The 12,197-nt window shown below is 67.6% G+C and carries 9 protein-coding genes and 1 pseudogene; 3 read left to right on the top strand and 7 right to left on the bottom strand.

Annotated features, from left to right (window positions below; all coding sequences use genetic code 11):
- Window positions 1–142: 142 nt before the first annotated feature.
- A pseudogene (locus AC08OP_RS01860) lies at window positions 143–547 on the top strand (class I SAM-dependent DNA methyltransferase); the annotation flags it as partial.
- On the opposite strand, the gene AC08OP_RS01855 reads toward AC08OP_RS01860, so the two are convergent.
- Complete coding sequence (locus tag AC08OP_RS01855; protein WP_476612614.1) at window positions 481–741, bottom strand: hypothetical protein; 261 nt, start codon at window positions 739–741, stop codon at window positions 481–483. The pseudogene AC08OP_RS01860 and the gene AC08OP_RS01855 overlap by 67 nt on opposite strands.
- A 15-nt stretch (window positions 742–756) precedes the next feature.
- On the opposite strand from AC08OP_RS01855, the gene AC08OP_RS01850 reads away from it, so the two are divergent.
- On the top strand, window positions 757–903 hold the full coding sequence (locus tag AC08OP_RS01850; protein ID WP_476596173.1) for a hypothetical protein: 147 nt from the start codon (window positions 757–759) through the stop codon (window positions 901–903).
- Window positions 904–1,047: 144 nt separating this feature from the next.
- Here the strand turns inward: AC08OP_RS01850 and AC08OP_RS01845 are convergent, their stop codons facing one another.
- The 6 genes from AC08OP_RS01845 to AC08OP_RS01820 all read right to left on the bottom strand — a co-directional run bounded on the left by AC08OP_RS01845 (window position 1,048) and on the right by AC08OP_RS01820 (window position 10,254).
- Complete coding sequence (locus AC08OP_RS01845; RefSeq protein ID WP_476612611.1) at window positions 1,048–2,139, bottom strand: radical SAM protein; 1,092 nt, start codon at window positions 2,137–2,139, stop codon at window positions 1,048–1,050.
- 43 nt (window positions 2,140–2,182) lie between these two features.
- Complete coding sequence (locus AC08OP_RS01840) at window positions 2,183–2,329, bottom strand: hypothetical protein (RefSeq protein ID WP_476612610.1); 147 nt, start codon at window positions 2,327–2,329, stop codon at window positions 2,183–2,185.
- A 239-nt stretch (window positions 2,330–2,568) separates the two neighbouring features.
- On the bottom strand, window positions 2,569–4,530 hold the full coding sequence (locus tag AC08OP_RS01835) for an ABC transporter ATP-binding protein (protein WP_476612609.1): 1,962 nt from the start codon (window positions 4,528–4,530) through the stop codon (window positions 2,569–2,571).
- Window positions 4,527–6,260 (bottom strand): ABC transporter ATP-binding protein, encoded by a 1,734-nt coding sequence (locus AC08OP_RS01830; protein WP_476612608.1) that lies wholly within the window; start codon window positions 6,258–6,260, stop codon window positions 4,527–4,529. The genes AC08OP_RS01835 and AC08OP_RS01830 overlap by 4 nt, the downstream gene beginning before the upstream one ends.
- Before the next feature lie 207 nt (window positions 6,261–6,467).
- Window positions 6,468–9,554: a putative bifunctional diguanylate cyclase/phosphodiesterase gene (locus AC08OP_RS01825; protein WP_476612607.1), complete on the bottom strand. Its 3,087-nt coding sequence runs from the start codon at window positions 9,552–9,554 to the stop codon at window positions 6,468–6,470.
- 295 nt (window positions 9,555–9,849) lie between these two features.
- Entirely contained in the window at window positions 9,850–10,254 is a 405-nt protein-coding gene (locus AC08OP_RS01820; RefSeq protein ID WP_476612606.1) for a YccF domain-containing protein, read from the bottom strand.
- Between the two features lie 527 nt (window positions 10,255–10,781).
- On the opposite strand from AC08OP_RS01820, the gene AC08OP_RS01815 reads away from it, so the two are divergent.
- Window positions 10,782–12,161, top strand: coding sequence for a cystathionine beta-synthase (locus tag AC08OP_RS01815; RefSeq protein WP_476612613.1), 1,380 nt, complete (start codon window positions 10,782–10,784; stop codon window positions 12,159–12,161).
- Window positions 12,162–12,197 lie beyond the last annotated feature (36 nt).

The following is a 12,197-nucleotide window of genomic DNA, read 5'->3' as shown; positions in this document are numbered from 1 at the left end:
CCCCTGAATGGACACGCATCGAGGCGTGGAATAATTCTTCCATGAAAGCCGCGGTCCACGTCGCGCGTCAACTGATTTCTTCCGGTCGGAGAACGGCGAAAATTCGAATGCCGGCTGGCCGGGTAACTGTCACGATGTCGGCATGGTGACGAAACCCGGAAAAGCGGATCCGGCCGAGTACGGCGACCGGATCGCAAATGTCTACGACCGGTGGAATCTCGTGGTTTCCCGAGTCGAGGAGATCGGCGCGGTCGTCGACTTCCCCGCGGAACGGGCCGGCGACGGGCCGGTACTGGAACTCGGAATCGGGACCGGGCGAATCGCCCTGCCGCTGGCGGCGCGTGGAATTCCGGTAGCCGGGATCGACGCCTCCGAGCGCATGGTTGGGCGGCTGCGGGCGAAACCCGGCGGCGCGGAACTGCCGGTGACGATCGGGGATTTCGCCGACATCGACGTTCCAGGAGGTTCGTTCAGCCTCGTCTACGTCGTGTTCGGCACGTTCTTCGCCCTGCTGACCCAGGCTGACCAGGAACGGTGTTTCGCCTCGGCCGCCGCCCGCCTGCGGCCCGGCGGGGTGTTCATCCTGGAGGCGTTCGTACCGGAACTCTCCCTGTTCGACCGCGGGCAGAACGTCCGGGTCACCACGACCGCCGACGACGAGACCCGGTTGAACACCGCGATACTCGACCGCTCCACCCAGCGGATCCATAGCCGCCACAGCGCCATCACCGACCACGGCATCGACACCTATCTCCGGTGGAGTTGCGCCACGCCTGGCCCGCCGAACTCGATCTCATGGCTCGGCTCGCCGGCCTGGCACTGGTCGACCGGTACGGTGGCTGGGATAGTGCGCCCTTCACCGCGGCCAGCACCGTCCACATCTCCACTTGGCGCAGGTCCTGACCCGGCGCCCCCGGACCCGAGCCGGCCCGGACCCGAGCCGGCCCGGACCCGAGCCGGCCCGGACCTCGGCCAGCCTCGACCGGGGCGGATCCCAGACCTGGCGCACGTCCCGGGTTGGGCACCTCCCGAGACGGCGAGGAACCGTCAGTCGATCCAGTCACGGGGCCAGTGGATCTCCTCGGCCGTAAGGCGGGGCCGGTCGGTCAGGGACCAGGGCGCGTCCAGGTCTTCCTGGACGACGGAGAACAGTCCATGGTCAAATGGCTCCCCCGGCGCCGGGGCGACCTGGACCAGCCGTTCCCGCACCCCGGCGCGCTGATGTGTCAGCGCCCGGTGATGGCAGTAGGGATTGTTGCCGGCGCGGCCGAAGAAAGTGTGGGCGGTCCAGGTGCAGCCGCCGCGGCAGACGTCCGCGTACGCACAGCCGCGGCAGAAGCCCCACAGGTTCTCGACCGCGGCCGGCGTCCCCGCCGCCATGTTGACCGCCAGCTCGGGAGCGTCACGCAGCAGATCGGTGAGGCTGCGGTCGCGGATGTTGCCCCCGGCGTAGTCCCGGGTCGGCAACGAGGGGCAACCCTTGATTGTGCCGTCCGCCTCGATGCCGAGCGTGGACAACCCGGCCTGGCATCCCGCCCAGAAGGCCGACCCCTCGGGAGAGCGCAGCAGCCTTTCGTAAGGGCCGTAGTAGCCGACGTTGTTGCCGGCATGGACGCGGATGCCGTCCCGGCGGGCGCGACGCGCGATCCGGGCAAGCATCGGGAACACCTCGAGCAGCTCGACCGGCTGGAGCAGGAGCTCGGCGTGGTCGGCCGCGTTGCCCATCGGAACGGTCAGCTGCCACTGCCAGGCGACGACGCCCGCGGCCCGCAGCCGCCGGTACAGCTCGGGCAGTTCGGATACGGTCAGACGATTGATCTGGGTGTTGCAGGTAGCCTCGACGCCGGCGGCGCGCAGCCGTTCCATCGTCGTGAAACACGACTGCCACGAGCCCTTCCGGTCGCGTAAGCGATCGTGGGTGGCGGCCATCCCGTCCACCGACACCGAGCACTGTTCGACACCCGCCGTGCGCAGTCCGCGCGCCATGGCCGCGCTCATCCGGTATCCACCCGTCGTGACCGTGCATCCCATGCCCCGGCGGGTGATCTCGGCCGCGATCGTCAACCAGTCGCGGCGCAGGAACGCCTCACCGCCGATGAGCGTGACTTCGTCCACGCCGACCGCCGCGAGCTGCGCCACGACGTCGAGCGCCTGCTCGGTCGTCAGCTCCGCGGGCCGCCGGTCACCGGCCGGATGCTTCGAGGGTCGTCTCGGTGGACTCCTCCGCGGCCAGTCTCTCGGCGATGTCCTCAGCCCGCCCCGGGCCGACCTGCGCAGCCCAGGAGGGCCCTCGTGGCAGCCGCGGGTCCGCCGGTTCATCCTTCGCCATCCCCCACCTCCACCGACATCATCGCCGAAAGAGCCCGCACCGGCCATCGGTACCGTTCGCCGACCATCGGCACTGTTGCATCCCGGGAAGGCATGGCATGCTAACCGCTCAGGGTCGACTGGAGCGATCCCGATCCGCTTTCTTGTCAGAGTTCACCTAACGAGCCGTCCGGCTCGCGCTCATCCCCGCTGTCACACGCACAAGCCGGTGGCGCAACCGCTCGCGTCAGATCTCGACGGTCAGATCTCGACGACGGCCTGGGCGAACTGGGACTGGTACAGCCGGGAGTACGGGCCGCCGGCGGCCAGGAGTTCGATGTGGGTGCCCTGTTCGACGATGGCTCCGTTCTCCATCACAAGAATGGTGTCCGCGTCCCGGATGGTCGACAGTCGATGCGCGATGACGAACGCGGTCCGGCCCGCCCGCAGGGTCGACATCGCCCGTTGGATGAGGACCTCGGTACGGGTGTCCACCGAGCTCGTCGCCTCGTCGAGAACCAGGATCAGAGGTTCCACGAGGAAGGCACGGGCGATGGTGATCAACTGCTTCTCCCCGCCGCTCACGCCGACCCCCTCGTCGTCGAGCACGGTGTCGTAACCCGCGGGAAGGGTGCGGATGAACCGGTCGACGTGCGCGGCGCGGGCCGCCGCCACGATCTGCTCCTGGGTGGCGCCCTCCGCACCGTAGGCGATGTTCTCCGCGATCGTTCCGCCGAACAGCCAGGTGTCCTGCAGGACCATGCCGATGCTGGCCCGCAGTTCATCCCGGGACATCGCCGCGACATCGACCCCGTCCAAGGTGATCCGTCCGCCGGTGACCTCGTAGAAGCGCATCAGCAGGTTGATCAGAGTGGTCTTGCCGGCACCGGTCGGCCCGACGACCGCGACGGTGTGACCAGGTTCCGCGACGAGTGACAGGTCCTCGATCAACGGCTTGTTCGGTTCGTAGCGGAAGGAGACGTGTTCGAAGGCCACCCGGCCACGAAGCCGCTCCGGATGCGCCGGAACCGCCCGGTCGGGTTCCTGCTCGACGGTGTCGAGCAGGTCAAACACCCGCTCCGCGGAGGCCACCCCGGACTGCACCAGGTTCGCCATGCTGGCAACCTGGGACAACGGCTGGCTGAACTGCCGAGAGTATTGGATGAACGCCTGGACGTCACCGATCGACAGCGAGCCGGACGCGACCCGCAGGCCGCCGATCACCGCTACCAGCACGTAGTTCAGGTTTCCGATGAACAACATCGAGGGCTGCATGAGACCGGAGATGAACTGCGCGCGCCAACTGGCGGCGTAGAGCCGCTCGTTCTGCTCACGAAAGATCTCCGCGGATTCCTCCTGCCGGCCGAACGCCCGCACGAGCGTGTGCCCGGTATACATCTCCTCGATATGGGCGTTGAGACCACCGGTGATCCGCCACTGAGCGACGAACTGGGGCTGAGCCAGCTTGCCGACCCGGGTCGCCACCATGATCGATACTGGCACCGTGACCAGCGCGATCAGGGCAAGGATCCAGGAGATCCAGAGCATCATCGACAGCACGCCCACGATCGTCAGCGTCGACACGACGATCTGCGACATGCTCTGCTGCAGGCTCTGCCCGAAGTTGTCGATGTCGTTGGTGACCCGGCTGAGCACCTCGCCTCGCGGCTGACCGTCGAAGTAACGGATGGGCAACCGCGAGATCTTCGCCTGGACGTCGCGGCGCAGATCACTGATCACTCTCTGCAGGGCCAGGTTCGCCAGCCGGGCCTGGAGCACACCGCACAGCCCGGACACCGCGTAGACGAGCACGACCCCCAGCAGCACGACACCGATGGCATCGAAGTCCAGGCCATGACCGGGGGTCACGTCGAGCGAGGCGAGCAGGTCCGCCTGGGTGCCGTGGCCGGTGGCACGCAGCTGCGCGACCGCCTGCTCCTTCGTGCTGCCGGCGGGCAGCCGCCGACTGAAGATCCCCGCGAACACCAGGTCGGTGGCGTGGCCGAGCAGGCGAGGACCGATCACGCTCAGACCGACACTCAACGTTGCCAGGACCACGACGGCGATCAGCAGGTGACGCTGCGGTCGCAGCAGTCCGAGCAGTCGGCGGCTCGAGGCGGCGAAGTCCATCGACTTCTCCGTCGCGCCCGGGCCTATGAAGAACCGAGCGGGCCCGGCCGTCGGGGCCGGACCGCGGCGCGGTACCGGTACCGGGCTGCTCATGCCGCCTCTTCCTCGGTGAGCTGGGAGAGCACAATCTCGCGGTACGTGGTGTTGTCGGCCATCAACTGCTGGTGGGTGCCGACGCCGACCACCTCACCGTGGTCCAGCACGATGATCTGATCCGCATCCCGGATGGTGGCGACCCGCTGAGCAACGATCACCACGGTCGCGGCGGAGGTCTCGTGGGCGAGCGCCCTGCGCAGACGGGCGTCGGTGGCGTAGTCGAGGGCCGAGAAGGAGTCGTCGAACAGGTAGATCTCCGGGCGGTGAACGAGCACGCGGGCGATGGAGAGCCGTTGGCGCTGGCCGCCGGAGACGTTCGTGCCACCCTGGGCGATCGCGGTGCCGAGACCGTCCGGCATGGCTTCGACGAAGTCCTTCGCCTGCGCAATCTCCAGCGCGCGCCACAGTTCGTCTTCGGTGGCGTCCGGATTTCCGTAACGCAGATTGGTCGCGACGGTGCCGGAGAACAGATACGGCTTCTGTGGAACTAGGCCGACGGTCCGGGCGAGCAGCGCCGGGTCGAGATCGCGGACGTCGACGCCGTCGACGAGGACGGCACCCTCGGTGGCGTCGGCCAGCCGCGGGACCAGACCGAGCAGCGTCGTCTTGCCGCTACCGGTGCTGCCAATGATGGCTGTGGTCTGACCCGGCCGGGCGCACAGGCTGATTCCGCGCAGGACCGGCGCCTCCGCTCCCGGGTAGTGGAACCCGACGCCCCGCAGTTCCAGGTCACCGTGGCGGCGCAGCTCCCGCACCGGGTTCCGCGGTGGCAGGACCGTGGAGTCGGTCTCGAGCACCTCCTGGATGCGCTCCGCGCACACCTCGGCGCGGGGAATCATCATAAACATGAAGGTGGCCATCATCACCGACATCAGGATCTGCATCAGGTAGCTGAGGAAGGCCGTCAGCGCGCCGATCTGCATCTGGCCGGCGTCGATACGGTGAGCACCGAACCACAGTACGGCCACGCTCGAGAAGTTGACCACGGTGAGCACTAGCGGGAACATCAACGCCATGAGTCGGCCGAACCGCAACGAGACGTCGGTCAGTTCGGCGTCAGCCACCGCGAACCGGCGCCGCTCATAATCGTCCTGGACAAAAGCGCGGATCACCCGGAGTCCGGTGATCTGCTCCCGCAGGATCCGGTTGACGGTGTCCAGGCGCTCCTGCATCGCCCGGCCCAGCGGCCGCATCCGTCGCACGATCAAGCTGATAATCACCGCGAGGACCGGAGTGATCGCGACGAGCAGGAGCGAGAGCCCGGCATCCTGATTGACCGCCAGGATGATGCCGCCCAGGCACATGATCGGCGCGGAGACCATGAGCGTGAAGCTCATCAACATCAGCATCTGCACCTGCTGCACGTCGTTCGTGGCCCGGGTGATCAGTGAGGACGCACCGAAGCGGCCGACCTCCCGCGCTGAGAACGACTGGACCCGGTCGAACACCGACGCCCGGATATCCCGACCGAGCGCCATCGCCGTCCGGGCTCCGAAGAAGACGGCGGCGCCGGCGCAGACGATCTGCACGACGCTGACACCGAGCATGAGTCCACCGATACGCATGATGTAGCCGGTGTCGCCGATGACCACTCCACGATCAATGATGTCAGCGTTGAGGGTGGGGAGGTAGAGCATGGCGATCGTCGCCACCAGCTGCAGAAGGACCAGTATCGAGATCGGCCGGCCGTAGGGGCCGAGGTGAGCCCGCAGAAGTCGGATCAGCATACGGTCCCTCTCGGTGGCGGCTGGTGGTCGAACCGGTAGATCGCGACAACGGTGGGTAACCACATTGCAAACGTGTTGCGACCCTACGACGTCAACCCAACATCAGGTCAAGGCATTTTCAGTGCCACGCACTGGAGAGTTGGGGGCCAGTGCCACGCACTGGAGAGTTGGGGGCCAGTGCCACGCACTGGAGACATGGCAGCTACCTCATGCCGGATACCTGCCGGGGATGTCGGCGAGCGGTGCGGGTCCGCCGAAGAGGCTGCCCTGGCCGAGGTCGCAGCCGCTGTGCGCGAGGGTGGCGGCCTGCTTCGCGTCGGTGATGCCGGTGCCCAGCAGTGAGATGCCCAGCCCGCGGATGGTGGCGAGGAACGCCGTGCGCAACGTGCCGTCGTTTTCTTCTTCCCCGGGGGTGCGGCCGTCGGTCAGCTGCCGGGTGGCGGTGGCGTCGAGCACGATGATCTGGACGGGGAGTGGCAGAAGGGGATCGAACGAGAGGTCCTCGGCGCTGGGACAGATGATCGCGAGCCTGATGCCTCGTGCGGCCAGTCCGCGCAGCGCCCGCAGGGCGGCCTGATCGGTGTGGTGCGTCGCGCCGACGACGCGGAGCACGAGAGCGTCGGGTGGCAGGTGGTGGACGGTCAGGGCACTGACCACCTCGGTCGTGAACCAGGCCTCAGCGGCATCGAGGATCGAGACGGGGATGTGGAGGGCCACCTCCGGATGGCCCGTGCTTCGGTAGCGGCCGAGGTCACGGCAGGCCCGGTCGAGCAGGATGTGCTCCAGTGCGGGGGCCAGCCCGGTCTGCTGGGCGGTGGGGATGAGACGGTGGTGGGGAGCGGGTCGGGAGGACGGGTCGTCCCACCGAAGCGCCGCCTCGACACCGACGGTCCGACCGGTGTGGAGCTCGATGATCGGCTGATAGCTGACGTCGAGGGTACCGCCGCCATCCTCGCCGCGTACGGCGTGGGTGAGGCTGGTGCGCAGGGCATCCTCGGCGCTGGCGGGGCACAGCTCCGGCCGGTACACCACCAGGGTGCCCTTACCCCGCCGTTTTGCGGCATACATGGCGGAGTCCGCCTGTTTCAGCACGCTTTCCGCGGTGGCCTGAGTGCCGGGGTCGACAACGACCAGCCCAATGCTGGCCTGGATTGTATGAACCGTTCCGGCGAGTACCAAGGGTACGCGGAGTGTTTCCAGGATCCGCCGCCCGATGGACTCGGGGTCGACGCAGCCACCTTCCAGTAGGACCGCGAACTCGTCGCCGCTGATGCGGGCAACCGTGTCGGTGGTACGGGCGCAACTCGTCAGCCGATCCGCGGTTACGCGAAGCAGGTCGTCGCCGGCCGCGTGCCCGAATCTGTCGTTGACGCTCTTGAAGTCGTCGAGGTCGCAGAACAGTAGTGCAAGCTGCGTATTGTCCTGCGTATTGTCGTGGAGGCGCCGGGCAAGTCCGCGTTGCAGTCGGGCCGTCAACAGCGTGCGGTTCGCCAGGTCGGTCAGCGGATCGTGCAGGGCCTGGTGGTGCAGCTGTCGTTCGCGGGTGTAGCGGTGGGCGTTGTCCAGGCACAGCGCCGCGCGGGCGGCCAACTCCTCGGCCAGGGCCAAGTCGTCGTCCTCGTAGGGCTCTGGTTGCCGGGAGCGGTAGAAACTGGCCACCCCGAACATTACGTCGCGGGTGCACAGGGGAACGGTGATGAGCGAGTGGATCCCCTGCGCGAGGAGTCGCTCGACGCGTTCGGGGTCCTGGGCCTGCCAGCCGGGAGCGGCGTGCAGGTCGGCCTCAAGCACCGCCCGCCCGCTGGCCAGGCACCGGGCCTGCGGCGTGGAGGGCAGGAAGCTGATCTGGTGACCGGCCGGGTAGAGGGCGAGGCCTTCCTGGATGCCGTGCAGGGCGGCGCGGCGCAGCAGTGCGTTCGGACGCAGCAGTGCGGTCGGATGCAGCGAGTCCTCGCCCCGCAGGACAGACTCCGCCAGGTCCACCGTGACGACGTCGGCGAGTTCGGGCACGGCTGCCTGGGCCAGTTCCTCGGCGGTCCGGGTCACGTCGAGGGTGGTCCCGATGTGCATACTGGCCTCGTACAGCAGGGTGAGGCGTCGCCGTGCCGCCACCGCGAGACGGCCGATTCCCTGTTCCCCGATGGCCAGCAGCGACGCGCCGATGGCGGGCTGCCGGCTGTCCGGGTAGGTACTGGCCACGGGTGTGCTGGCCGGGCGGGTGGCGTCGGGTGCACTGGCCGGCGGGCGCGGCATCGGCCTGGGCGCGCTAAGCGCGGCATACGGCAGGAAAAGCCCCGGCGCCGACGGGGCACCGGCGTCGGCCCCCTGCGGCTGGCTGTTGAGGTGTCCTGCCACGGCCGCGGCGCTGGTCATAAGGCGACGGGGCGGCCCGAAGGGAAAGGCGACCTCGACGGCCAGTCCGGCCACCGCGGAGTGCGTCTGTACCTTCCTGCACACCAGCGTGGCGGTCTGACCGTGCGGCAGGGATACCTCGATGACGGTCGGGCGGCCCGCTGCGATCAGTTCAGCGGCCTTCTCCTGCAAAACCAGCCGAATATCACGCTCGATCTCGATGCCGGACCCGGCCTTGAGATCGAGCGGAAACTGTGCGCCGCCAGCCGGTATCCGCATCCGGTGTTTGGCCTGCCGGTACGCCAGGAGCAAGGCCCGTTCCCGCTCGCTCGCCTGTTCCAGCAGCCGATGTTCGATGGCGCGGCCAGCCTCCCCCACCATGGCTTCCGCCGACGGATTCGCCTCGGCGAGCCTGCAGATGAGGCTGAACACGCCCTCGATGCGCCCGCTGAGGGGGTCGCGGACGGGAACGGATATGCACGCGTCCGGTTGGTAGAGGTCAGCGAAGTGCTCGGCGCCCGAGACCCGGGCGGGGCGCCTTTCCACGAGTGCGAGGGCTACGGCGCTGGTGCCGACCAGGTGCTCGGCGACGCAGAACCCAGGGTGTAGGCCGAAGGATGCCTCACCGACCCGGTGCGCCAGTATTCTTGCCTGGTCGTCGGTGAGACACACGCACACCCAGGTCCCGGCGATCGTGGATGCCAGTCGGTCGAGTACCGGGTCGGCCGCGCGGACCAGGCGCGTATCCAGGTCAAGATCCGGATCATAGACGGGGGAGCACCGGTCCGGGCTCACGTTCAGTACCTGGCTGCGCCACCACGAACCCAAGATCGCGTTTTGTGGGCCTTCCGCTACCAGGTCACCGGTTACCAGGTCACCGGTCAGGAATAGTTCCCGCAGGTGAGCGTTGTTACGCTGCGCAAGGTCATCCCAGATGTCCACGATGAGTTCACCTACCTCCTCGGGATCCCCAGGGGTTTCCGCCTCACCCTAGCCTGCGCGCACATTCCACACCATCGAATCTACTACACCATTGTAGGCCTGCTGCCGCCTGCGGAATGCTCCGATCTGCGAGCGACGCTAGATATGAGACCGGTATAAGCACGTATGCGATGCTGGCGACGCTACCGGTGGAGCGGGACGCCCTAGTCGATCATGCTGTTGTGATCATGCAGCCGGCGTTCTGTTCGCGCGACGGCGCGGCACGGTCCGAGCGCGCTCGACCTGCCGCAGCGGCTCAGAATGCCGCGCGAGCTCCGACGGCGGGGGCGTCGACATCCACGATCTCCTTACCCAGGGGCAGCAGCGAGACCGGGATTAGTTTGAAGTTCGCCAGCCCGAGCGGGATACCGATGATGGTGAGGCAGAGTGCCAGGCCGGTGGTGAGATGTCCCAGTGCCAACCACCAACCGGCCAGAAGGATCCACAGCACGTTTCCGACCAGAGACGCCCCGCCAGCGCCGGGTCGGTCGACAATGCGCCGTCCGAACGGCCACAGTGCGAAGTTCGCCATCCGCAGAGCGGCGATCCCGAAGGGGATCGTGACGATGAGAATGAAGCACACGAGCGCCGCGAGGGCGTAACCGACGGCGAGCCAGAAACCACCGAATACCAACCAGATAACGTTGAGCACAAGGCGCATGAGCTGACCCGCTCTCTCTCCCGATCCGACACCGGGATCTCCGACACCGGGATCGTGGTGAACGCCGATGGCAAGCCTGCCGGGAACATCGACGCCACTCCTGACGCCACTCGTCGATCAGCCGCCACTCGTCGATCAGCACCGAACTTTATCGTACCAATCGGGCCCAGGTCGTCCGGGCGCGGTCGTCCGGGCACGGTCATCGGAACTCGCGATGACGCACCGTCAGGTACACCACGACGATCTGCCCCCGGGATGCCATCGCAAACAGAGTGGATGCCACGCGGCCCGGCACGTTCCGGCCCGGCTCGCTACTGTCGTGGCAGCAGTCCATGCCGGCATGTCGCGTCCGCACGAACGCAGGTGACGTACGCCGCCGCCGGGCACAGGCAGCGTCCCGGCCACGGTCGTCGGTATCCAGGAGGTGATCCGGTTCGGGCAGCTCAACCGGCTCCCGCCTGCCGTGGACACGAGGTGTTGCCCCGGTTACCTCTCTCGAGAGCGGAAATGATGCGCGGATGACCGATATGCAGGCATTCGACCACGTGATCGATCTCGTCGGAAACACACCGCTGGTCCGGATCACACCGACGATCGAGACGACGCCGGCGCCGGTGCTGGCAAAGCTGGAGTACCTCAATCCCGGTGGATCGGTGAAAGACCGGGTGGCGCTGACCATGGTCTCCGCCGCCGAGGAGGCCGGGCTGCTTCCGCCTGGTGGGACCATCATCGAACCTACCAGCGGAAACACCGGTGTCGGTCTGGCCCTGGTGGCGGCCCGGCGGGGCTATCGCTGCGTGTTCACCATGCCTGACAAGATCAGCGAAGAGAAACGGGCCGTCCTGCGCGCCTACGGCGCCGAGGTCGTCATCTGCCCGACAGCAGTGGCACCCGACGACCCCCGCTCCTACTACTCGGTGGCCCGCCGGCTCGTCCGCGAGACTCCCGGTGGTTGGAGCCCGGATCAGTATTCCAACCCGAACAATCCCGCTGCGCACCACGCTACGACCGGGCCGGAGATCTGGCAGGCCACGAACGGTCGCGTCACCCACTTCGTCGCCGGCATCGGGACCGGCGGGACGATCAGTGGAGTCGGCCGTTATCTCAAGGAGGCGTCCGGCGGAACCGTGCAAATCGTGGGCGCGGATCCGGAGGGTTCGGTCTACTCCGGTGGCAGCGGCCGGCCCTACCTCGTCGAAGGCGTCGGGGAGGACATCTGGCCGACGACCTACGACAAGACGGTCGTCGACCGGGTGGAGGCGGTCAGCGACCGCGACTCGTTCCTGATGACGCGCGAGCTGGCCAGGAAATGCGGGCTGCTGGTGGGCGGGTCAGGCGGACTCGCGGTGGTCGTCGCCCTCCGGGTTGCTCGCGAGCTCGGCCCGGACGACGCCGTCGTGGTCCTGCTTCCGGACTCCGGCCGCGGATACCTGTCGAAGATCTTCAACGACGAATGGATGTACGAGTACGGCTTTCTGGAGCCGCCGTCGAACGAGCCGACCGTCTCGGACGTCATGCGGAACAAGACCGAACAGACCAGTGGTCCCCCCGATCTGGTGCATGTCCACCCGGCCGAGACAGTCGGTGCCGCCATCTCCTACCTGCGCGAGTACAACGTGTCGCAGATGCCGGTGGTGCGGCACGAACCGCCCCTGCGGGCGGCGGAGGTCGCGGGTTCCGTCATCGAGCGGCATCTGCTCGCGGCGGTCTTCGCCGACCGGTCCGCCATCGACGATCCGGTCGCCGATCATCTGTCGCCGTCGCTTCCGATGGTGGGTACCGGCGAGCCACTGGCCCGGATCGTCGCGGTGCTCGGGGACGAACCCGCGGTGCTGGTACACGACGAGGGTAATCCCGTCGGCATCCTTACCCGTGCCGACCTGCTGAGTTTCCTGGCCGTCCGCTAGATCGGCACCGATCATTGAGGAGGCCCTAGCGTGGCG

This window comes from Frankia sp. CeRuru1 (assembly GCF_977966315.1).
This window is presented reverse-complemented; position numbering and strand designations above follow the sequence as displayed.

Bases quoted from the DNA above. Each gene is read 5' to 3' on its own strand.
- AC08OP_RS01840 (WP_476612610.1), bottom strand. From the start codon at position 2,329: ATGGCGAAGGATGAACCGGCGGACCCGCGGCTGCCACGAGGGCCCTCC.
- AC08OP_RS01820 (WP_476612606.1), bottom strand. From the start codon at position 10,254: ATGCGCCTTGTGCTCAACGTTATCTGGTTGGTATTCGGTGGTTTCTGG.
- AC08OP_RS01830 (WP_476612608.1), bottom strand. From the start codon at position 6,260: ATGCTGATCCGACTTCTGCGGGCTCACCTCGGCCCCTACGGCCGGCCG.
- AC08OP_RS01835 (WP_476612609.1), bottom strand. From the start codon at position 4,530: ATGAGCAGCCCGGTACCGGTACCGCGCCGCGGTCCGGCCCCGACGGCC.
- AC08OP_RS01815 (WP_476612613.1), top strand. From the start codon at position 10,782: ATGCAGGCATTCGACCACGTGATCGATCTCGTCGGAAACACACCGCTG.
- AC08OP_RS01855 (WP_476612614.1), bottom strand. From the start codon at position 741: ATGCCGTGGTCGGTGATGGCGCTGTGGCGGCTATGGATCCGCTGGGTG.